Raw genomic sequence first — 25,106 nt, 5'->3', positions numbered from 1 at the left:
TGAACAAAATAACAAAACTCATGAATAGATTTTTTCTCCTTACAATCGCTCTGATATGTTACTGTAGTAACCTCCAAAGCCAGGAAATCGAATATTCCCGGCCGGTCAATACCCCCGAAAGTTGTACAAGCATCATGATCGGAAAGAAAGCATCGGCTGATGGTTCGGTCATGACCAGCCACACCTGTGACGGGAACTACCGCACATGGATGGAGATCGTCCCAGCCACCCGTTACGAGCGTGACACGACGGTTGCCATCTATAACGGCCGCATGCACACCGAATATCCTGCCGACCGCACGAACATGGAGTTGAAGGGGACGATACCGGAAGCCCGCTCGACCTATCAATTTCTGAATACCGCTTACCCCTGCCTCAATGAAAAACAGTTGGGGATTGGCGAAACGACAATCTCCGGACGCAAAGAGTTACAGAACAAGAAAGGGATGTTCTTGATCGAGGAGCTGGAAAAGATCGCTTTACAGCGTTGCACGACGGCACGCGAAGCGATACGGCTGATCGGGCAACTGGTTGCCGAACACGGATACGGGGATTCGGGCGAATGCCTGACGATCGCCGATCCGAACGAGGTCTGGCATTTTGAGGTGTTCGGCGAAGGGCAGGACAAAATCGGTGGTGTATGGGCGGCTGTCCGTATCCCGGATGATCATGTAGGGGTATCGGCCAATATCTCGCGTATCTCCACGCTCGACCTGAAAGACGAGGATCATTATATGGCTTCAAAAAATGTATTCTCCGTTGCCAAAAAGATGGGCTTTTGGGACGGCAAGGAACCGTTCAAATTTTGGAAAGCCTATAGCGGGGGCAACTATTTCGGCGAACCGAAGGCATTCAGTATCCGCGAGTATTTTATCCTGAACGCATTGGCTCCTTCGCTCAAACTGTCGTACGACGCAGAAGAACTGCCGATTAGCGTGAAGCCGGACAAAGCGGTTACCGTAACGGATGTGATGGCATTACTGCGCCAGACCTACGAGGGAACGGAATGGGACATGACAAGCAACCTGAAAGTTACTGTCAAGAACAAGGAGACACAAAAGACAGACACCATCACCAGCCCGGCGGCAAACCCGTGGATGGTGACGGATATGGTCAATATGCTGAACAGTGTGAAACCGGGGACGGTGACTCGCAATCGCCTGGTGGCAGTTCCGCAATGTTCTTACTCGCACGTGATACAGCTTCGCAGTTGGCTGCCGGATGCAGTAGGCGGCGTTGCCTGGCTGTCGTTCGACAATCCGGGACAGAGTCCGCGCATCCCGATCTTTGCAGGAACGACCGACCTGCCGGTTGCTTTCGGTATCTGCGGGCAGCACCGCCATCGCGAGGATGCCATCGTCTGGAAATACCGGACGGCAAACAAGTTGGCTACGGTTCGCTGGGGATTGACCAAAGACAAGATCAACGGTGCGATAGCCCACTTCGAGGAAAAGGGCTTATCGGAGATGCCTTTCGTTGAAAACCGCTACAAAGAATTGCAGGGCAGCAAAGGGGAAGAGGCCGCACGGGCTTTCCTGACCGGCTACACGGCAGACTTCGCCGGTGCGACAATCCTACGCTGGCAGGAGATGGCGGACGAGTTCTGGAAGATGTTCGCGAGAGGATTCTGAGCAATTGACATTTTATTCATAAATCATAATTCATAAATCATGAAATCACTTATTCTATCTTGTATGCTGGTGTTCTCTGCTTCGGCAGCGTTCGGCCAGGGATATCAGTTTACAGAAGTGGTAACGGTTCCCGCTACCCCGGTTAAGAACCAGGCGGCAACGGGGACTTGTTGGTGCTTTGCCACGACTTCGTTTATGGAATCCGAACTGCTCCGTATGGGAAAAGGGACGTATGACCTTTCGGAGATGTTCATCGTCCGCCAGAAATATATGAACCAATTGCAGGACAACTATCTGCGTCGCGGAGAGGGTAATATCGGGCAGGGCAGCCTTTCACATACCTTTATGAATGCATACCGCCAGGTGGGGATCGTACCGGAAGAGGTGTATACGGGTATCAACTACGACTCCGAACGGCACAACCACAGCGAGATGGTCCGCTATATGCAGGCACTTGCGGATGTGGCGGTGAAGGCGAAAACACGCAGTCCGGAATATTACAAGCTGATCGACAACCTGTTCGATACCTATTTAGGCAAACTGCCGGAGAAATTCACTTATAAGGGAAAAGAGTATACGCCGAAGTCATTCGCCGAATCGTTAGGGTTGAATATGGACGACTATATCGAACTGACCAGTTTCACGCATCATCCGTATTATGTGAAGTTCGACGTGGAAGTACCCGACAACTGGGAACATTCCCTGATGTACAACCTGCCGCTCGACGAAATGATGGAGACGGTGGACCATGCTTTGACAAACGGCTATACGGTCTGTTGGGACGGTGACGTGAGCGAGAAGGGATTCTCCTTTACGAACGGTGTCGCCATCAACCCGGAAGTAAAAAAAGTGGAAGACTTGTCGAATACGGACCGCGCCCGTTTCGAGAAATTAGGTGAAAAGGAACGTTTGGAAGAGGTGTTCAAGTTCGAACGCCCCTACCCGGAAGTCAACGTAACTCCGGAAGTACGCCAGGCCGGCTTCGAATCGTTCGTGACTACCGATGACCACCTGATGCACGTGACCGGCATCACAAAAGACCAGAACGGCACGAAATATTACATCACCAAGAACTCATGGGGTACCGACCGCAACAAGTTCGGCGGCTACCTGAACATGTCCGAGAGCTTCGTCCGCGCCAAAACCATCTATGTAATGGTTCATAAGGATGCGATACCCAAAGCGATCAAGGGGAAGTTAGGAATCAAATAAATATATTTATAGGCACGGATTACATGGGTTCGTGTAATCCGTGCCTGAATCCAAATCAGAACCGTATCTTCATCTCGCCATAGCAAGGCACCGCCTCCAACGTCTTGCAATAGTTGCCCCAGGCAATCTCCGGGTAATCCCAACGATTATTAATGTAAAGCATCAACTGCCCGTCTCCTCTTTTGGAAGCACGGCAAGCCAAGGATGCGTCTGGCGAGCAAACCGTAAGCCCTGCTTTCTCGCCTGTAGCGGAAAGGGTATAGCGATAGATGTTCTCCTTCATGCCCTTTGCCATTTGGGTCAACGGACGGGTACAATTTGCGCCGGCATCCGCCCAATAGTAATAGTTGTGCGTATCGGACGACCAAGGTTGATCGGGGTTTTCACCATATTGTACAGGCTTCGGGTTATAGAGGGTAGTTTCACCCGTGTTCCCGGCAAAAGCGTCTTCGGGATAACAACTCCACATACCTTTACGCTCCCACTGCAGATAGTCCAAGCGTTCGGGCAAGTAGAAAGACAGGCCCGTCTCACGCAGGTATCCGTTCGGCTGGCCTACAACCATATAGCTGACATTCATTTCACCACCAGCGGAGATCCGGATCAGTATATCCGTTTGCACATCCTTGTAGGAACCGGAAAGAGCGACTTCGACCACATCCTCTTTACGGGTATAAGTCAAGCCTCGTTTCTTCCAGTCACTATCGGAGGTCAGGAACTTCTGCGCACTCTTACGTACTTCGGCACCGGTCAGATGATTCAAGTTGATGTCGAGATGGAGGAACGGGCCTTTCTCGATGATAACCTGCCCTTTGGAAGTCGCATTGCAGATCAGACCGGTTTCTTTGGAGAAGGGTATCTCGAAACCGTTTCCTTTAACCGTAATCATATCGGCGGTTTCTTCTACCCGCAACACACCGTTTGCCGGAGACGATTTCGAATCGGTGAGGTAAATATGGTTATCACAGCCCAAAGAAACCTGTTCAGCATCCAATAGCTCTCCTGTAGCCGTATAGAAACGGACTGACAACGGTTCGCCCTTCTCCCAAGCCTCGGCAGGGATTACCAACAATCCCTTTTGGTGGGGTGCGATGGAAGGGGCGGAAAGTTCTTTTTCCACTCCCTTGTAGGTATAACGTATCTTGATCTCGTCCAGGTCTGTATGGTCGAAGCGGTTATACACCGGAAGCAACAAACGCTGTCCGGGCAGAAAAGATGCTACCTCGGTCGTCATCAGGCGGACCGGTGAATAGGCTTTCTTGGTAGCCCAAAACTCCGGTTTCTCACGACGCCAGACATCCACGATCCCCCACTCTCCGTAGCCGACACATTTGCCCTGATAGCCTTCCGGTTTAGCGGTACGGGCAAACTCTTTCCAGAAAGCAGTCCCGACCTTCGGTTCGGGCAACATAAATGTTTCATCCACATATCCCCAGATAGCACCGCCCAAACCACCGGGAGCATCAAAGAGGCCACTCCACATCTTTTCGATCGAATGCCCCCAAAACTCACGGATATTCGGATCTTCCTGCAAGGTAGCGTAAGTGTAGCACGCCGGATGCGCCCATTCGTCGAACAGGGCAGGTATTCCTTCTCCCTGGAAACCACGGGTAGAACGATTCCATTGGTTCAGGTTTCCGTTTACATCCTGGTAATGCATGCTCAGAATGTCATAGATCGGCTTCTTCTCGCCGACCGATCCGGGATAGCTGAATATAACCGGACGAGTCTTGTCTGTCGCCTTCACCCAATCCCAGCATTGCTGGAAGTTCGCACCGTACACGCTTTCGTTACCGATCGACCAGAACAATATGGAGGGATGGGAACGGAACGACTTCACCATCTCGCGACATTGCGAGAGATAGCGAGGCGTGAACTCGGCACTGTCCTGCGTTTTACCCGGCGCATAGTTCTTCTGCCGGTAGGTATCGACGAAGCAGACGGCCGTCTCGCTCTCCACATAGATGCCGTAGTGGTCGCAATACTCTAAGAAACGTTCCGTAGGAGGATAATGCGAGGTACGGACAAAGTTCATATTGGAACGTTTGAAGAGGATCACATCGAGGCTGTCCAGTTCGGCAGTTGTCGTGCGGCCCAATGTCGGGTGGATATCATGCCGGCAGGCTCCACGCAGCTTCACCGGCATGCCGTTCACCAACATGCGGTCTTTCTCTATCTTCACGTCACGGAAACCGATACGGCGGTCGAAACGGCCGATCTCCTTTCCGTCCTTGCTGAGGGTGACGGTCAGTGTATAGAGGTTCGGGTGTTCGGCATCCCACTTCAACGGATTCTTGACGGACAGTTCATTCGTATTCCCGCCCTCTTTCAGGGAGAACCGGGATTGCGCTAACGGATAGTGTTTGCCTGACGGGTCGGTCAGCGTATAGGCGACTTCCGTACTTCCGGCAACCGGGACTTTGTAAGCGATCTCCAAGACTGCATCCTTGTAGGCGGCATCCAAATGCGTTTCGGCATAGAAGTCATACAGGCAAGTTTCGGGCAATGCGAATAAAGTCACATCGCGCAGGATTCCTCCGACCGGATGGTGAGCATAACCGGAGGCATACGAGATATCGTCCAAGCGGTCCGTCACTTCGAGGCGTATCTCGTTTTTCTTTCCGGGACGGACAAAAGAGGTGATATCCGTCTCCCAACGGGTAAAGCCGCCATGATGTTCGCGGACGAACGTGCCGTTCACAAACAGGCGGGCATGGCTGTAGACGCCGTCGAAACGCAAGATTGTATGTTTACCGGCATAATCGGCCGGAACGGTAAACGACTTCCGGTAGGTGAACGGTTTGTCATGTTCGATGGCATAACCCTGCATGGCAGGCTCGCCGGGAACCTGTATCTTGTTCCACTTGCTATCCGGGGAATACCGGAACTGCCACGTCCCACTCAACAAAACGGCAGGCGACTCGACACCGGCCAATTTCTGTAAGACCGGATAGGACGCTTCATCAGGAAGCCTCTCTACTTGTGCGAATGCTTTCGTACCAGACAGCAGGAAGCTGCAACCGAAAGCGAATAGTATTGTCTTTATCTGTTTCATTTGCATATTTATATTTTAGGCACGGATTACGTGTGCATCAATTTACCACCAAAAGTAGTAAAAGCCTATTAATATTACCAGTATGGCTACTGACATTACATTGAACATCCGGCCGGTATGGAACAAAGCCGGGTCATGCAGCGTATAGGCATTGACGGGCTGATTCTTTTTCCCAAATACGACAATGAGCGCACAGCATATCAGGAACACAAGCCCCATGCGGTCCATCCAAGGAAGTTCGGGGAAGAAGAATTTCAAGCCGAAGGAGAAGACGAACGATCCCAATGCCGCCGCCAGCGCCCCGTTTGCCGTTGCCCGCTTATAGAAGAAACCGGCCAGGAATATCGACAAGGCACCCGGGCTGACAAACCCCGTAAACTCCTGGATATAATGGAAAGCCTGGTCCAATCCCGACAACATCGGGGCGATCAGCACGGCTATCAGCAACGAGCCGAAACTCGCCCAACGCCCGGTACGGACCAATTCTTTCTGTCCCGCCTCCTTTCGAAAATAAAAACGATAGATATCCATCGTAAAGATCGTGGAGATACTGTTCATCATCGAAGCAAGCGAACTGACGATCGCGGCAGTCAAGGCAGCAAAAGCCACTCCTTTTACCCCTACTGGAAGAAGGTTACTGAGCAGCCACGGATAGGCCTCATCCGACTTTGCCAATGGTGCTTCCAATGCAAAGGCAGCAATTCCAGGTATCACAACTAACAGCGGGATAAACAGTTTGATGAAGCCGGCAAAAAGCATCCCGTTCTGCGCCTCCCGGACCGACTTGGCTGCCAACGCACGTTGGATAATATACTGGTTGCACCCCCAATAATAGAGGTTTGCCACCCAGAGGCCACCGAGGATCACGGAAATACCCGGCAGATCTTTATAACTGGGATGTGACTTGTCGAGGATCAGGTGAAATTTATCAGTCGCCTCACCATAAAGGTTGACCATTCCTTGGAACACACCGTGACCTTCCCCCAATAGGTTCAGGGCGATATAGGTCGTGACCAATCCGCCACCAACTAAGAACACGACTTGGATCACATCCGTCAGCGCCACCGCTTTCAGTCCTCCGTAAATCGAATAGATACCGGCAAAGGCTGCCAGTCCGATTATACCATAAAGCATCGGGATTCCCATCACCTTTTCGATTGTCAAAGCTCCCAAATACAGAATGGAGGTAAGATTGATAAAAATGAAAACAGCCAGCCAAAAAATGGCCATCACCGTCTTTACCCGTTTATCGAAACGCTCTTCCAGAAACTGAGGCATCGTGAATATCTTTTTCTCTAAAAAGATGGGGATAAAAAACTTCGCCACGATGATCAGTCCGAGTGCAGCGATCCATTCGTAGGTCGCCATCGCCAGCCCAATGGCATAACCGGAACCAGACATGCCGACAAACTGTTCGGCCGAGATGTTGGAAGCAATGATAGAAGCGCCTATCGCCCACCAGGCAAGTCCACGCCCTGCCAGAAAATAATCGCCGGCATCCCGTTCATTCCCCTTCTTGCCTCGCGAAACAAAAAGGCCGACACAGAGAATCAAGAGGCAATAGGCTATAAAGATTATAAGATCGATTGTGTTCATGGTATCTGTTTGTTCTTATTCGGTGTATTATTCATCCTGCATCAACGCCGAACGTCCGCCGTCCATCAGGATCGTCGTCCCGCAGATAAATCGTGCATATGGAGAAGCAAGATAAACACATAATGCCCCTACCTCTTCGACCGTCCCGATCCGTTTGACCGGATGCAGATTGATCGTCCGCCGGCGTTCCGCTTCGGGATCAGGGAACGAGTCAAACCAAGTATCGTTGCCCGCCGTATCGATAAATCCGGGAGCTACCCCCACCGTACGGACAGCCGGTCCCCACTCGATCGCCAGGCTGCGCACCAGACCGGTGATAGCCGTCTTCGTCACGTTGTAAGGGAAACATCCGGGGATGGAACTGAAAGCATGGTTGGAAGTCATCAGGAGCAGGACGCCTTCGCCGCTCTTCTCTAAATGAGGTTTACAGAGTTTAGCCAGACGCCAGTGAGATGCCAGGTTCAGATCGAGATTGTAATGCCAACGTTCTTCCGTGCAACCTTCGGCTCCCTCGAACACGTTCATGCCGGCATTGGAGACAACCACATCCAAACGTCCGAAAGTTCCGACCGTACCTTCGACGAAGCCTTTCAAATCCTCCACATCCGTCACATCTGCCTGCCTGTAGAACGAGCGTACGCCTTCAGACTCTACCGCCTCCCGGAAAGCCTGTACGCTCGCATCGTCCGGAGATTTACGCGAACAACCTGCCACATTCGCACCCGCCCGTGCGAATTCCTTTGCGACACCCAGCCCGATCCCGGAGGAGACTCCGGTGACCAGGACTACCTTATCTTTATAATCGAGTGCAAAACTCATACGGATCAGATATAAAAGTTATCGGGAGCATCCGTCGTGATGCCGGGGTGTTTTTCTATCTCTTCCTCAACAAGATCCACGCCCAAACCGGGACGGTCGGACAAGTACAGATGACCGTCATAGACCATCTCGGCTATCGGATGGTCGATCACCGTGTCGCGCCAGGGAACATCGTTGAACATAAACTCCTGACGGAAGAAGTTCGGGATTGCGGCACAAACATGTGAAGAAGCAAGTGTCGAAAGAGGACCGTTCGGGTTATGCGGGGCGATCAAGACGTTGTAGGCTTCCGCCATCGTAGCCATCCGTTTCATCTCTGACGGTCCGCCACAACGGGTGATATCGGGCATGATCACGTCGCACACATGCTTTTCCAGCAGCGAACGGATACCAAAACGGGTGTAATGGCGCTCACCTACACAGATAGCGACATCCGACGGGATGCGTTCGCGCATGGCACGGAGCGTCTGCGAACTTTCCGGGCCTGCCGGTTCTTCATACCAGGTGATATCGAGCTTTGCCAGCCGCTCCGCCATCTTGACGGCAATCCGGTAGTTCAGCATAGCATGCGTTTCGATCATGATATCGCATTCAGGACCGACAGCCTCGCGTACGGCTTTGGAGACGTTGAACGCCAAGTCCTGCTGTTCCGCCGTCAGGGTTAGGTTAGAAGCGAGGTCTTCACCATAGAAATAGTTCGTGTGGGCGAAGGGGTCGAACTTCAGCCCCGTAAAACCGGCGTCCATGACACGGCGTGCCTGGGCGGCATAATCCGCTTCGTTGTGTCCTCCGCCGGTAAACCAATAGTTGGCATAGAGCAGGATATCTTTCCGGTAAGCTCCGCCCAACAATTCGTAGCAAGGAACGCCCAATACCTTTGCTTTCAAGTCAAGCAACGCCATGTCAATGCCGCTGATCGCACACAGGCTGGCTCCGTACGGGCCGATCCAGTTCAGGTCGCGGTAGAGCTTCGTCCAGATAAAATCGGTCTTCATCGGGTCGAGGCCGATGATGCGCTGTCCGACATGCTTGGCGGCTTCGAAAACGATCGGGCTGCCAGGCCAGTTGGTAGCTTCGCCTACGCCGGTATAGCCTTCGTCGGTATATATCTTCAGTAATGTCCAGTTGTATTTGATGCCCTGGACCAACCATACTTTTACGTCTGTAATTTTCATTATGTTGTCTCCTACCTTTTTATCATATTTCACATAATTCCGTATTTATCGAAAGCATCGCGGGCTTTCATCCCTTCCTGTATCTTCTTCAAAACCATCCGTTCGCCACGGGCTTTCTCCAAGGCGCGGGTAAACACTTCTTCCTCGATCTCACGGGGCACGACACATACGCCGTCGATGTCGCCGACCAGGATATCCCCGTCATTGATCCGTACGCCCTCCATCTCGATAGGCACACGGTAGTCGATCACCTTTCCACGCGGTGCTTGGTCCTGAGCATAAGGGCCATAGGAGAAACAAGGGAAATCCAATGCTAAAATTCCTTTTGTATCGCGGGAGTAGCCATTGACAACCGCCCCGGCAGCTTTACACTGGATCGCACGTGCGCTCATCAATTCGCCCCATAAAGCATAAGCAGGAGAAGAACCGGAACAAACATATACCTCGTCTTCCTTCAGGTCGTCCAGCGCTTCAAGCATCAAACCGAAAGAGCGTTTCAACACAGGGTTCACCCCTTTATCCTTTCCGGCATCCAGCACATCGGCCTCTAATACCGTCATGGCACGTCCGGCAACCAGCATGTCGTCACGAAGCGGGCGGATACGAGGTGGCAAAAACTGGCGGGTATAACCCATCTTATCCATAATATCACCGACCACCGCGGTGTAAAGCTCATCTTTTATCAAAGCAAACAGAGCTTTATCGTCTTTCCATTCTTTCATTGTGAATTCCTTTTTACAATTCGTCTTTCTACCAGCAAAGATAAAGCCCGAAGAGAAGAAGATACGGCATAAACACCCCTGGTTGCTTATGCTACGAGGAACAGAAAAAGGGAAAAAGTAGAGAAAACGGCACTGTCTATTTTGTTACTTCTCGCGGAGAGATGCCCATTTGTTGTTTGAAGATACGGGAGAAGTATTGAGGGGATTGAAAACCACAGGCAAAGCAGACTTCCTTGACGGACATTTCCGTGTTCCGCAGCAGTTCGATCGCTTTGTTAATTCGGATTTGGTTCAGGTAGTCCAACGGAGAGAGGCTCAGGTACTGAGAGAATAGTTTGCGCAAGTACCGTTCTCCGACTCCGGTTTGTGACGCGACATCGCTGATCGTGATATCGGACCGGTAGTTCAAACGGATATAGGAGATCGCCTTTTTCAACGAATCGTTTGTACAAATCGGAAGATAGGCCTCATCAAGGTAACGGTAAATCAGGATCAGCAGTTCGGCATAGTACATGACAACCAGATATTGGTAGTATTTGCTCTTCTGGTTCATCTCATTGACAATACGCTGCACGGCACGCATGATACGGACGTTATTCACAATCTTGATCAACCGGTTCTCTTCGGAAAAGATCGTGACAGGTGCCAAATCCTTCGTCTGTCCGTGTCCGTCCGGATTGAAACGGGAGAATACTTCCGGCAGGAACTCCAACTGCATCAGGGTCGTATCTTCGGATCCGGCCTCGAAAGTATGCTCTACGTTGGAACAAATCACCATCATCTCGTTCTCACTGAAACTGATGCTCTCGTTCTCCAGATGCAGGATACAATTGCCCTTCTTCACATAATTGATCTCAATACGCAGATGTTTATGCGGCCCGAACGTCTCGAACGGGCGGAACGATACAAAACGAAACACATCCGCCAGCCGTTTATGCTTCAGATTCTCGGTGATGCCTTCCAGCATTCCCCATAACGATTGTTCAGATGAATGTTCCATAACGTATTACATTTGTAGACCGAACAAATCTACTAAAAAACAACTGAATAAAAAAACGCAAGATAAAATATCACTTATTCTCTTCCGCCCAATGCTTCAACATTGCAATCGCCTTTGCCAACACGCCTGCGGAGCCTTTAAAATTACCTGAACCACTGGGTATATTTCCCTTGCCATACCATTCATAGAACCCTTTGTTACGAATAACCCGGTCAAGCATCGGCCGAATTTCAGCATAGGCTTCTTCTACATACCCGTTAGCCACCAGTTGCTGAATCATACGCCCACCAAACCAAGTCCAATCTCCCCCATTCTGATAAACATATGGTTCAGCCATCCAACCATGAAAGAAATTTTGTGGATATACGGGATAAAGCGTCAAGCCGATACTGGGCATACCGGACAATCGGACATTTTCAAGCATCTGAGCATTTACTACCGCAATCTCCTCATGCGACAACAACCCGGCTTCTATCGCCACGGCGGTACCTCCATGATAATGGATTGCATTTTCATCAAAGCCGGCAGGTATCGGGGATTCTCCGAGATACACATGCGGAATAAACTTTTGCCGATCGGCATCCCACAAATGTTTACGCACGTTCCCGGCAATCCGTTCACGCTGCTGTTGCCACTTCTGCCTGTCTGCCTCTTCCGGATACAGTTCTACCAGATAGTCCAAGGCAATAATAAACATGGCATTATCGTACACATCGATTGCTGCATGAGAGAGTTCGTTCATATCGCAACCGAAATCATCGTTTGGTTGGACATCGCCCCAATCAGCAGTCATCGCTCCGTACAGCAAACCGTATTTCTCATCGAAACGTTCGCGCATCAGATAGTTCACCATCTCCTCTATACGCTCGCTGACTGTTCGTCCGGCAATTTCTTCTTCCAGGATGGAACGATCGCCAGTCTTACGTATATACTTCCCGACAATTTGTATTAAAGAGGTCTCCTGGTCTGTCTCCACCGTATTCTTGAATGCGACATGTTTCGGGGCTGCTTCGGAATAATAAGGCGTGTCATCATACCAAGTAAAATCCTCCTTGAGCACATAACCGTCAATCATCTCCCCGTTCGATTGCTGCAAGGCAAAAAAGAGCAATATGGCACTGCGGATCTCTTCCGTATCATTCTCTTCACAAGCCACCTCAATAAAGGTATTCATATCACGAGCCCATATTTGAGAATATCCGCTACCGGCATTAAACCCTTCCCGTATAGTCGCTCGTGCCATACTATCAACAACACTCAACGAAATATCTTGGGAGATCGTTTCAGCCAATTGTTGTTTGGCAGAAGGAGTACACCCTCCAAAAATAAAAGCAGCGACAATCCCTATGGCAAATAACAATCGTATCATAAATTTATATATTTTCATTCCACACATGATATTTAAAATACCCCATAGCCCGTTAAGACACAGGCTATGGGGGTCCGTTAAGATCCGGTACTATTATTATTAACAAAAAATTAGTATCCAGGATTCTGTACCATGGTCGGTTCTCCGTTGGTCACACTGGCATCAATCACACTCTGCGGGATCGGCCACAAATAATGCTTCGCCGGATCAAACAGACGGATTTCAACTTTTATCCGTTCATCTGTTAGGTTCAAAGCACCGGTTTCGGCATCGACCGTCCCCAATAGTGCGCCATACACTTGCCCCGGCATAACCTCTTCACCGATTTTCCAACGACAGATATCAAACCAGCGAAGACCTTCCAGTGCCAACTCGACACGACGCTCACGACGTACCAGTTCACGCATCTTCGACTGATTGTTATAGATCGCCTTATCTATTGTCGGCATACCGGCGCGGGTCCGGATCGCATCAAGCGCTTCATAAACGGAAGCGTCTATCTGGTTCAACTCGATCTTCGATTCGGCATACATCAGCAAAACTTCGGCATAACGCATCACGATCGCATTCATTCCCGTGTTCCACATATCGGCATAATCACCCAAGTTATCAATGTACTTACGCGGATGGTAACCGGTTTTCGAACGCCCGTAAGGCGCATAATAGTCACCGGTCGGATCTTTAATATCGATCGGATTAAAATAACTACCTTCATACAGGCAACCCGGGTAAATCAGAGAAGCTGCCAAACGGGGATCACGGTCTTTATACGGGTCTTTAGGATTATAGGAAGGAGACTCTTCAATCGTTTTTCCGTCTATGCATTCATAAGCATCCACCAATGCCTGAGTCGGATTGATAGAAGACCAGCCTCCGACAGAAGCAGGAGGCATTACACCAAGAACCCAGTTCTTCGCCAGATTTTCCACATATTGGACATCCAGAATCACTTCCTCGTTACCCATATTGGCGATCTTAAACAAACCTTTATAATCAGGGAACAAAGAATACCCTAACTTCATAATCTGCTCGCATGTGGTAGCACAAGCAGCATAATCGCCTTCGAATATCTCCATACGGGCTTTGAGCGTGAGAGCAGCTCCTTTGGTGACTCTTCCAGCATCACTACTGGCATACGTCTCCGGCAGTAAGGGAACGATCTCGTTCAATTCATCCAAAATAAATTTCACAACCTCGGCTTTCGGAGTACGAGGCAGGTATGAATTATTAACATCCAGCACTTCTTTTACCAAAGGCACATCCCCGTAAAGAGTCACTTTCAAAAAATAATGCCAAGCCCTCAAAAAGCGGACTTCCGCCGTCAGACGGCTTCGTATTTCTTCACTCATTTCCGGACGGTCGATGTTGGCAAGGAAGTTATTACAACGAACAATCTTATCATATTTCATATAATTCTGCCCATAATCGTTAGCCGTTGCATAACCGGTAGCCTGTACTTGCCAACCTTCCCATGGGAAAGGATTGTAAGCATTATCGGAAGCACAATCGAAATAGACCACCTCATCCATACTGAACCACTTTTCGTAGCAGCCGGTTGCAGCAGCCAACGCATCTTTTTCCGTATTCCAGAATGTTTCATTCGACGGTTGATCCAATGGATTCCGATCTAGAAAATCACTGCTACAAGATGTTATGAAGAGTAACAGTACAGCATATAAACTATATTTTTTCATGATATATCTATTTAAAAGGTTACATTTAATCCAAACGTATTTACTTTTACCTGAGGATAGTAACCACGGGCACCGACAGGGGCTTCAGGGTCAAAACCATCGCTAAATCCGGTAAAAGTCAACAAGTTCTGTCCACTATAATAAATGCGGATTTTCGGAACCCGTATAAAGTCGCAGACATTCTTCGGCAACGTGTATCCGATCTGGATGTTCTTCATTCGCAAATAAGACGAATTGATGATCCAAAAGTCCGATGGATTCGTTTCCGAATCGTTCTGTCTCCAAGTAGTCAACGGACGAGGGAATTTACCATTCGGATTGGTTTCCGCATCCCAGGAATCACGGAACAGAGCGGTCGGCTTAGCCGTATTACCCTGTAAGCGTCCGACCGTTTCATTTTGAAGGAAACCTTTCACATCGGCTGCTCCTTGGAAGAAGACAGAAGCATCGAAACCTTTCCATGTAGCACTCAAATTCAGGCCAAATGTCCAGGAAGGATCCCAGCTACCCAAATAAACACGATCCTCACCGTCAATCTTACCATCACCATTCTGATCTTTGTACTTCAAGTCACCCAACCCGGCCTGCTCACGATTGATAACGGCACTGTTCTTCAGATCATCTTCGTCAGTAAAAATACCGAGTACTTCGTAACCGCCGAATGAATTGATAGGATGTCCTTCCTGTTTGAATTTGAAACCATCCCAGATCTTTGCACCCTCATTATGCAGATTGGTCACTTCATTTTTGTTGTAAGCCACATTCGCTGTTGCATTAAAGGTGAAATCTTTATGGGCATATTTATACCCGAATTGCATTTCTATACCTTTATTCGTCACTTCTCCGGCATTCTGATAAGGGGCTTCCAACCCATACAGCGTGCTTACGGGCAATTTCATCAAGATATCATACGTTTTTTTCCAATACGCATCGACTGTCAACGTGAACATATTCTGGAGGAATCCCATATCCAGGCCGATATTAGTCGTCTTGGACGTTTCCCATTTCAGATCATTATTGGCGCCGTCGACCGGAGCGACTCCCTGGTTCACCTTACCGCCGAATGCATAGTTTTTCTGTGACAATACGGATTGGTACGGATAATATTCGATCGCTTTACGGTTGTCAGTACCTAACTGCTGATTACCCAGTTTTCCCCAACCGGCCCTGATCTTCAAATCGGACAGGATATCACATGCTGGTTCCATAAACGGCTCGTTGATAATACGCCATGCAGCGGAGAAAGACGGGAAAGTTCCCCAACGGGTATCCCGGTTGATACGGGAAGTACCATCCCGACGTATATTGGCTTCGAACAAATACTTGTTGTCATAATCATACGTCACACGTCCGAAGAACGAACGTAGGGCATACTCATTAGCCGAACCTTCTGCAGTCTGCCCGTCCGGTGAACCGGCATTCAGTTCCCACAGATCGTTATTCAGGAAGTTGATGCGTTTGCCGATCGTCCAATCCCGGCGGCTGTATTCCTGCGAAAAACCGGCTAAAGCGCCAATGGTGTGTTTACCGAACGTATTGTTATAAGTCAATAAGGTTTGCAGATTGAGCATCATATAATCTTCACGGTCATCCGTCTGGCTGTTCGGTCCCTGATATTGGCTGGGTTCGCCTGTTTTCCAATTATAGTACTGGATATCCTTCAGGAACTTTTCGTCAGAACTTCCCGTATGTTCGTAGCCAATCACTTCCTGTATCTTCAATCCTTTTATGATCTCATACCCAACATTTCCAACAGCACGAGTCGTATAGTATTTCTGATTATGGATCGAACCCGATTCAACCCAAGCCATCGGGCTGCCGTCGGCAATGTAACCGTAATAACCATTCGAATATTTATAGGGAACAAACGGAGCAATACGATTTATCTGGCGGAAAATCTGGTATAAATCCCCGGTCCAGGAACTGATCGGTTCATTTGTATTTCCGTAAGTATAAGAGAAATTGACCCCAACAGAGAACTTATTAATCTGAGTATTGATGTTTCCTCTCAAGTTATAACGTTGAAAGTCGGAATTTTCAATGATACCGTCCTGTCCCAAATATCCCAGGGAGAACATATAGGTAGTCGTTTCGCTACCGCCGCTCACTTCCGCACGATGGCTATGCTGGAAACCTTTATCTTTATAAAACAAGCCTAACCAATCAGTGTTTGGATAGTTGTCAGGATCACTGCCATTTCTGAATTTTTCTATTTCATCTGGCGTATAAGCAGGACTCTTCCCTTCATTGCGCAATGCCATATTATACAGTTCCGCATATTCATGAGAAGGAAGATATTCAGGCAGAGAAGTCGGAGATTGCCATCCCACATAACCGTCATATTTCAAAGTAGCCGCTTTTTTACTACCCTTCTTTGTCGTCACCAAAACAACACCATTGGCGGCACGCGAACCGTAGATAGCCGCCGACGCCGCATCTTTCAATACAGACAAACTCTCGATGTCGTTCGGATCGATGTCATTAATCGTAGAAACGATCAAACCGTCCACGACATACATCGGGTTTGCATTATTCAACGTACCGACACCACGGATGCGGATCGAAGAATTATCCTTACCCGGTTGCCCACTGTTCTGCACGACGGTTACACCCGGTAACATCCCTTGCAACGCAGTAGAGGCGTTGGTTACTGGCCGGTTAGCCAACGATTCCGAATTAATGGCCGCTACAGAACCTGTCATATTCACCTTTTTCTGGACTCCGTACCCAACAACGACAACCTCTTCCAGGTTTTGAGTATCTTCTTTTAATACAATCTGGAAAGTCGTTTTATTGCCAACCGCAAACTCTTGGGTGATATAACCGATATAAGATACGACCAATTGGGCTCCGGCAGGAACTTCCAGATCAAACTTTCCATCCATATCCGTAATCGTCCCGTTCGTCGTTCCTTTCACGGACACATTTGCGCCGATAACCGGAAGACCAGTCTGATCGACTACGACACCAGAGATCCTGGAATCGTTCGTAATGGACATTTTCATGATATCAGACTTATCTGAAATAACTGTTTCTCCCAAAACAGGCGTGCCCTCCACGCATAAGAATCCAACTCCGACGAGCAGAAATCTGACATAATTTACACCATTTGTTTTGTTCATAATAATGGAATTAAATAATTAACATGAAACACGGCGTTATGCCGTATAAATAAATTTTCTCACATTTTTGGATGATTTCAAAATCCTAACTTATACTGTCGGATTTCTTTTTGGCATACACATTTTCTTTCTAAATTCCCTAATAATCATCGCATAGAACTCTTGGATGCTGAAGGTGAAAACCTTCAGCACCGGGATAAATGCATTTATCGCTTATACAGCGTCAGAGTCCTGTTTATTTAAGAAACACTCTCACATAATCTCATCAATAATAAATCAATCTTGTTTTCTTAGATACAGCAAAGTAAGCAATAACCTATTGCACAAAAAATAGACAATAACAAGATCAGGATGGACAATCTTACGATTATTCCACTCTTACTACAACCTTCCCTCCGATCCTGTCTCCTTTCTTCAACGGCTTCCGGTAAGGAGCATAATAACTGCTGAGGAACATCTCGTTTCCTGCCGTAACAAAATCGGCAACCAGGAAACGGATCTTGTCTTTTTCCAACCAAGAGCGCCAATGCTGTTTGCCATTGGAAGAGACGGTAATCTTACTGCCGTTTCCGTCTTTCAGGCCGGCATACCAGATGTTCCGGCGGGTGGAACGGAAATCATTACTTCCCAGTTCGTTATAATCCATACTCCAAGACCAGGCAGGTTCCGTACGTGGATCGACTTTCGCAGGGAGTCCTTCATAAAAGAGACAGGCTTCACCTACCGGACGGCTGATATGGTCGGCCGGATAAACGCTCCACATGCCATCCCGGCGCCAGAAGGTCTTATCATAAGAAACAGGAGCTTCAAAAACCAGTCCCCACTGCCTCGGATTCACCTCTTCAAGGGCATCGAACGAATAGGTTACCGACAGTTCGCCTCCTGCATTTATTCTCAGGTCATAAGAACCGGAAAACTCTTTATAAGCGCCTGCCACCTTTACCAGGATGTCATCACCCTGTTGGACTGCCTCTACTTTTTCTACTTTCCAGTCCGAGCAAAGGTCATTGAACACAGGCGTATTGGCATTATGATTCGGATAACATCCTCCACCTGTCAACGGCAAGGCCATCAGCCACGGGCCACCGTTCAATATTTCTTTTTTCCCTTTCTTTACCGAAAGTATCTGGCCGGATACACGGCTGATCTCACAACTAAAATCTTTTCCGGTAACGACATAGCGGTCTTTCTTTTCTTTCAAGCGGGTAGAAGTAGCGGGCAACGCCTGCAATTCGTTCTGTACCTGTCTGCCGACAGGAATCAAATACTCATCGGCAGTAAAGCCGCGGGGATCGGCAAAAGACAGATAGAGTTCATTCGCCTTTTCGGGATGGGCAATCCGGATGCGAAGTTGTCCTTTTTCACCGGGTTCCAGGTCTACGAAAGCCGTTCCCTTCTCCTCTCCGTACGTCCACGTGATACGCAGTTCATCCAGGTTTGTATAGGTGTACCGGTTTTCAAGGTCGATGACCAGTTCGTTGGCAGGAGATAGCGCCTCGGTTGTCACACGGACCGGACTGTATATCTTTTTCATATCCCAGTACTCCGGTTTCGGGCGACGCCAGCCGTCGATCGGTCCCCAGGGGCCATAACCGACTGCATTCCCGTTAGGCATCTGGAATATATCGTCGATACCAGACCAGATAGAACCGCCTAAAACGCCCGGTGTCTTATACATATTGTCCCACGTAGGAGCCAGTGCCAATGCCCAATCGCTACGGATGCCGGGGTCAGTCACCAGCTCGCTCCGGTTATAGACATTCAGGTGGCAGTATTCGCCATACGTCATCGGCCGGTCGCTTTTGGCGGCGACCTTATATCCGTTGGGACCCGGATAATGGATATTTGCGATCGGGGCCGTACTGCCCTGGTTGTTGAACCCGCCATAGGCCTGGTCGTGGAACGTGAACGGACGGGTAGGATCGGCTTTTTCCATATAGACCTCTACCTGTGCAAATTCTTTATTCCAGTAAGATTCGTTCGCCATCGACCAGAAGATGATGGAAGGATGGTTCCGGTAGAACTGAATCATCTCCATATTCGCCTGCAATACATACGGATAGTATTTAGGATCACGATAGTTCAGCACCTTCCAGTTCTCATTCGCATGATGGCCGATCCAGCAGACCGGTGCTTCCACTTCCACGAACATGCCCAGTTCGTCACAGACTTCGAGTAACTCTTCACAAGGAGGATAATGGGAAGTACGGATAAAATTGCAGTTCGCATCTCGGTACAACTCGACATCCTTCCGTTCCAGGGCAGGATTCATCACACGTCCAGTCAACGGGTGCATTTCATGGCGGCAAACACCTCTCAACTTGACAGCCTTGCCATTTACCAACAAACGATTTCCTTGTATCCGTATCTCGCGAAAGCCAAAACGTTTCTCTATCTGCTCGACAACCTTGTCCGAGGTTCCGACTTCGATTTTCATCGTATATAAAGATGGATGCTCGTTATCCCACTTATCCGGAGAAACGACTTTGCCAGTCAGCCAACCGCTCCAGGAAGACCCGGCGGCAATCTCCGGAATATGCCGGCTCAGGACAACAGGCAGTCCGGAAAGGGAAAGGCGAACCGATACATCTTTTTGTACGTCTTCCGAACTATTGTTTACCGACACATATACTTTCAGGTCTGCATTTTTATAGTCATCGTCCAGATCCGTCACGATACGAAGATCCGACAAATGGATATCCGGAACGGCAAAGAGTGTCACTTTACGGGTTATGCCTCCCAACTGATGTGCCGCATATTGAGTCAGGCTCCCTAACATATCCGCCAACGACTCGCTGCGTACCTGCAGGGCCAACAGGTTTTCACCCGCCTTCAACCCTTTCGTGACATCCAGTTCAAAGGCCGTCATTCCCCCCATATGGGAACCGATTTCCTTTCCATTCAGATACACGACCGACTCGCTGGAGACACCGTCGAAACGCAGTTTCACTTGTTTCCCTTGCCAGTCCGCCGGCAACGTGAATGTAGTCTGATAGCCGCCGAAACCGGCAGAATCGACTTTAAAGCCCTGCATGGACCACTGTCCCGGCACCACGATCGGCTTCCAGTCCTGCCCATTCTGTTTCTGTTCATAAAAACGGGCAGCAGGCTTTTCATTAAACAACCACGTCCCGTTTAAGGACAGGACCGGATTATAGACACCGGCTACCTGACGAGGCTTGATGGTATATACAGGTAAAACTTTTTCCACACAAACAGTCGTATCCACCGTATAGGCCTGGGTATGCGCCAGTTCCGTTTTACGCTCTTCCCCGAAAGGCTTCAACTGGGCCGGATTGGACGAATACAGGTTCAGCTCCGAAACAATCGCATTATCTCCTTTCAAGACTTCAAACACCAGAACCAACTGTCCGTAAGCGTAGGCTTTCTTCGGCAGGTCGATCATGTAGCGCTGCTCCTTCCCTTTTTCAAGCACAACGGGAGCCTGCACTTCATTGCCGTCAGCCACGATACGCTGTTCTCTCCGGTTGTCAGCCAGATAGACCACCTCCATCCGGTAATCGGCCTGTATATCCATCTGATCGAAAGCATAGATGACCGTTCCGCCGAAATTACAGGTTTTCGCCTCTTTGCTTCCCGTGAAAGAATCCGGCAATGTATAGTCGTCCCCTTTGATCAGGAAAGTTTGTGCATTCGTTACCCCGCAATCGTTCGCAGCCACCCGCCGCATCTCCTTGTTCTGGGCCAATAAGCCAAGACACACAAAGAGCATAAGCCCGGTACTGAACAACTTGTTTTTACATAGATTGACCATACGCATATTGTTTCTGTTTTATATTTACAAAATCCGATATGCAAAAGTACGGACAATCCAAAAATCTTTCTTCCCTCTCTCTTAATAGAATACAATTCTGCCAGGAACAAAAAACAGGAAAACTAACACAAAACGGAACTGCTTTCATATTCCTGATTATGACGAAAAAACTATTTTTCCGGTTGAAACCCAATTCTGTAATAATCCGGGACTTCGCGCCCATCCATTGAACCATCTGTAGAGAACGGCTCTCTGTTTAATGCCTCTTAAAATCCCGATAAAAATTTACCGAAGTCTTGATATAGTAAAAGATCTTATAGTTCCGTTTTGTTGTATTTTTCGATTATTATATTCCTCAATATATACTTTTTGTATAAATAAAAACAAGAAATATCCACATATTATCATAATAGTACATTATTACAATATAAAATATCAGTCTATCATTCCCATTTAAGGCAAAACAGTATTTAAATGATATACAAGTATATAATACACACATAAGGATACAACAGCCAATACACCATTAATAATATAATCCATCAAATAATAGAATAATCCATTTTACACACATCTTATATCACATTACTTTGCAAAAGTTTAACATGATACTAAAATGTCATTTCAAATATATAACGAACCTATTCAAATGAAGTACAACTATAAATAGAATAGAATATATCTATTATTAAATAACTAAATACATAAAGTATGTTGAAAAACTTGAAACCGATCAGTCTAATCCTGTTAGCCGGTATATTAAGTTATCCTGTAGCCAGCCATGCAGAGGTAACATCCGGACAACCGAATGTAGACTTTCCCCAACAGAACGGGAAAATCACTGGTATAGTAAAAGATAGCTTCGGCCCAATGGCCGGAGCTACTGTTGTGGTGACAGGCACCACAAATGGCAGCATGACCGATATGAACGGGCAGTTCACATTGGAAGGAGTAAAAAATGGTGATATCATACAGATATCGTATATCGGATTTATCACCCAGGAAATTAAATTCACAGGACAGACCGTTCTGAATATCGTACTGAAAGAAGACACACAAAAACTGGATGAAGTAGTAGTAGTAGGATTCGGTACACAGAAGAAAGTAAACCTGACTGGTTCGGTCGGAACAGTCAATGCCGAGGCTTTGGAATCACGCCCTGTCCAGAATGCAGTCCAAGCCCTTCAGGGTATGGTCCCGGGCTTGCAGATCTCGACCACAAGCGGTACTCTGGACAAAAAAATGGATATGAGTATCCGTGGTACAGGTACTATCGGCGAGGGTTCGGAAAGCGGGCCATTGGTCTTGATCGACGGCATGGAGGGCGATATCAACTCCATAAACCCGCAAGACATCGAGAATATCTCTGTCTTGAAAGACGCGGCAGCCTCTTCGATTTACGGTTCACGTGCACCGTTCGGGGTTATTCTGGTAACAACCAAAAGCGGAAAGAGCGGTAAAACGACCGTCAACTACAACAACAATTTCCGATGGGGAAGTCCTGTCAAAATGCCAAAACAAATGGACTCTTACACATTTGCCACATTCTACAATGATGCAGCCTTTAACAAAGGAGACGGAGCCTATTTTAAACCGGAACATTTACAACGTATCAAGGATTATCGGGATGGTAAATTATCCACGGTCAGTCTTGCAAACGGAGATTACTGGTATGACGGCTATACGGCCGGTAACGCCAATACAGACTGGTACGATACGATCTACCGTGACCATACTTTTTCGCAGGAGCATAACCTGAGCCTAAATGGTGGTTCGGAAAAAATCAATTATTATCTCTCCATGAATTATCTTGATCAAAATGGTTTGATGGAATTCAATCAGGATACCTATAACCGTTACACGACAACAGCCAAGATTAATCTTATACTGACAAACTGGGCAAAGCTCAACTACAGTAACCGTTTCACCCGTGAAGATTTCGGCCGTCCTTCCGCTTTGAAGAGCGACTTATTCAGAGATCTTGCAAGACAGGGATGGCCGACATTGCCGGTATATGATGATAACGGCTATATGTATTCCTCCCCTTCTCCCGCTCTGGGACTGAGAGACGGAGGACGGGACAAAACCCAGACCGACAACATCTACCAACAGGCTTCATTAATCTTAGAACCGGTCAAGAACTGGATCACCCATATGGATTTCAATTACAGGATCATGTCGGCCAACCGCCACTGGGACAAACAATACCTGTATAATCATGATGTCCACGGAAACCCGTATGTATATGACTCAAGCTCAAATGTCCATGAAGACCAACTCAAAGAAAACTACATGAACATCAATGCTTACACGGAATACTCCCATAGCCTCGAATCCGGACATAATTTCAAAGGAATGGTCGGTTTCCAAGCAGAACAGCTAAAAAAGACCGAATTCGGATTACAACGTGACGGCATTATCGTTCCGGGACAACCGGAAGTCGATATAACCACCGGACAGGATTATTACGGAAACATGATAACTCCGAGTACGAACGGAGCACGATATGCCTGGTCTACTGCTGGATTCTTCGGACGTATTAACTACGACTACCAAGGTAAATATCTGGCTGAAATCAACCTGCGATACGACGGCACATCCCGTTTCCGGAAAGAACAACGCTGGAACTGGTTCCCCTCTTTCTCCTTGGGATGGAACATTGCACGTGAAAGTTTCTGGGAGCCGGTCGCCGAATATGTAGGGACACTTAAATTACGCGGATCATACGGCGAATTAGGAAATCAGAACACGAAAGAGTGGTATCCGACTTACCGGGTACTGACCATAAAAGCAAGCAACGGCGACTGGCTGCAAAACGGGATGAAGCCAAATACAGCAGAAGTTCCGGGCCTTATCAGTTCGTCTTTGGGATGGGAACGTGTCCGCAACTGGAATATCGGGTTCGACTTCGGAGCTTTCAACAACCGTCTGACCGGTTCGTTCGACTATTACAACCGCATGACGCTCGACATGGTAGGTCCGGCCCCCGAATTACCTTATATCCTCGGCCTGGAAGTGCCAAAAACGAACAATACGGACTTGAAGACTTACGGTTTCGACCTGGATGTCAGTTGGAACGACAGGTTACAAAACGGCTTGGGATATGGAGTCAAGTTCATACTATCCGATGCCCGTACCAAAATCACCCGTTATCCCAACCCGACCAATACTCTGGACAAATACCAGGCAGGCCAGATGATGGGCGATATCTACGGATACGAAACGATCGGTATTGCCAAATCGAAAGACGAGATGGACCAGCATCTGGCCTCACTTCCGAACGGTGGGCAAAACGCATTAGGAACGAACTGGGACGCCGGTGACATCATGTACAAAGATTTGAACGGAGACGGTAAAATCGATAATGGCGGTAACAAATATGACGATATGGGCGATATGAAAAAGATCGGTAACAATACTCCGCGTTATTTATTCGGCCTTGACCTGAATGCCGATTATAAAGGATTTGATTTCCGCGCCTTCTTCCAAGGAGTCATGAAACGTGATTACTGGCAAGGCAGTGCCTATTTTTGGGGAGCGACCAGCCTCTGGCATTCTACCGGTTTCGTAGAACATGCGGACTATTTTCGTGCAGAAGCATCAAACGATCTCCCAGCGAATTTAAATGCTTACTACCCTCGTCCTGTATTCGATTCAAGTAAGAACAGACAAAGACAGACTGCTTATCTGCAGAATGCAGCCTATATTCGTCTAAAAAATGTCCAGTTAGGCTATACCTTGCCCGCAAACCTGACACACAAGTTTTATGTATCGAAACTACGCGTATTTGTCTCTGGTGAGAACTTGTGGACCGGTACATCATTGGCAAACATGTTCGACCCCGAAACTATCGGAGGAGGTGACGATACGGATAAAAACGGGAATGCTTATCCTTTATCCAAAACGATATCTTTCGGTATAAGTGTAACTTTATAA

13 protein-coding genes are annotated in these 25,106 nt (G+C 48.1%); 3 read left to right on the top strand and 10 right to left on the bottom strand.

Annotated features, from left to right (window positions below; all coding sequences use genetic code 11):
- Positions 1-20: 20 nt before the first annotated feature.
- Positions 21-1,631 carry a dipeptidase gene (locus BQ9893_RS18010; RefSeq protein WP_075967201.1) on the top strand — a complete coding sequence of 537 codons (1,611 nt, stop codon included), beginning with the start codon at positions 21-23 and terminating at the stop codon, positions 1,629-1,631.
- A gap of 39 nt (positions 1,632-1,670) precedes the next feature.
- Entirely contained in the window at positions 1,671-2,843 is a 1,173-nt protein-coding gene (locus BQ9893_RS18005; RefSeq protein WP_075967200.1) for a C1 family peptidase, read from the top strand.
- Between the two features lie 55 nt (positions 2,844-2,898).
- On the opposite strand, the gene BQ9893_RS18000 is transcribed toward BQ9893_RS18005, so the two are convergent.
- The 10 genes from BQ9893_RS18000 to BQ9893_RS17955 form a co-directional block, all read right to left on the bottom strand.
- Positions 2,899-5,898, bottom strand: coding sequence for a glycoside hydrolase family 2 protein (locus BQ9893_RS18000; protein ID WP_075967199.1), 3,000 nt, complete (start codon positions 5,896-5,898; stop codon positions 2,899-2,901).
- Positions 5,899-5,940: 42 nt separating this feature from the next.
- Positions 5,941-7,494 carry a sodium/sugar symporter gene (locus BQ9893_RS17995; RefSeq protein WP_075967198.1) on the bottom strand — a complete coding sequence of 518 codons (1,554 nt, stop codon included), beginning with the start codon at positions 7,492-7,494 and terminating at the stop codon, positions 5,941-5,943.
- Between the two features lie 27 nt (positions 7,495-7,521).
- The gene (locus BQ9893_RS17990; RefSeq protein ID WP_075967197.1) at positions 7,522-8,313 is read right to left on the bottom strand and encodes an SDR family NAD(P)-dependent oxidoreductase; all 792 of its coding nucleotides are present in this window, start codon (positions 8,311-8,313) and stop codon (positions 7,522-7,524) included.
- Positions 8,314-8,318: 5 nt separating this feature from the next.
- Positions 8,319-9,521: a mandelate racemase/muconate lactonizing enzyme family protein gene (locus tag BQ9893_RS17985; RefSeq protein ID WP_244155188.1), complete on the bottom strand. Its 1,203-nt coding sequence runs from the start codon at positions 9,519-9,521 to the stop codon at positions 8,319-8,321.
- Positions 9,518-10,210 (bottom strand): RraA family protein, encoded by a 693-nt coding sequence (locus BQ9893_RS17980; RefSeq protein WP_075967196.1) that lies wholly within the window; start codon positions 10,208-10,210, stop codon positions 9,518-9,520. Before BQ9893_RS17980 ends, BQ9893_RS17985 begins: the two co-directional genes overlap by 4 nt.
- 136 nt (positions 10,211-10,346) lie before the next feature.
- Positions 10,347-11,210 (bottom strand): helix-turn-helix domain-containing protein, encoded by an 864-nt coding sequence (locus BQ9893_RS17975; RefSeq protein WP_075967195.1) that lies wholly within the window; start codon positions 11,208-11,210, stop codon positions 10,347-10,349.
- A 70-nt stretch (positions 11,211-11,280) separates the two neighbouring features.
- Complete coding sequence (locus tag BQ9893_RS17970) at positions 11,281-12,579, bottom strand: glucosidase family protein (RefSeq protein WP_244155186.1); 1,299 nt, start codon at positions 12,577-12,579, stop codon at positions 11,281-11,283.
- A 110-nt stretch (positions 12,580-12,689) separates the two neighbouring features.
- On the bottom strand, positions 12,690-14,273 hold the full coding sequence (locus BQ9893_RS17965; RefSeq protein ID WP_075967193.1) for a RagB/SusD family nutrient uptake outer membrane protein: 1,584 nt from the start codon (positions 14,271-14,273) through the stop codon (positions 12,690-12,692).
- A gap of 11 nt (positions 14,274-14,284) precedes the next feature.
- A complete protein-coding gene (locus tag BQ9893_RS17960) occupies positions 14,285-17,395 on the bottom strand; it encodes a SusC/RagA family TonB-linked outer membrane protein (RefSeq protein WP_081415490.1) in 3,111 nt (1,036 codons plus the stop codon).
- A gap of 367 nt (positions 17,396-17,762) precedes the next feature.
- Positions 17,763-21,176 carry a glycoside hydrolase family 2 protein gene (locus BQ9893_RS17955; protein WP_075967191.1) on the bottom strand — a complete coding sequence of 1,138 codons (3,414 nt, stop codon included), beginning with the start codon at positions 21,174-21,176 and terminating at the stop codon, positions 17,763-17,765.
- Between the two features lie 705 nt (positions 21,177-21,881).
- On the opposite strand from BQ9893_RS17955, the gene BQ9893_RS17945 reads away from it, so the two are divergent.
- Positions 21,882-25,106 carry a SusC/RagA family TonB-linked outer membrane protein gene (locus tag BQ9893_RS17945; protein ID WP_075967189.1) on the top strand — a complete coding sequence of 1,075 codons (3,225 nt, stop codon included), beginning with the start codon at positions 21,882-21,884 and terminating at the stop codon, positions 25,104-25,106.

It is taken from the genome of Parabacteroides massiliensis (assembly GCF_900155425.1).
Lineage (GTDB): Bacteria > Bacteroidota > Bacteroidia > Bacteroidales > Tannerellaceae > Parabacteroides > Parabacteroides massiliensis.
This window is presented reverse-complemented; position numbering and strand designations above follow the sequence as displayed.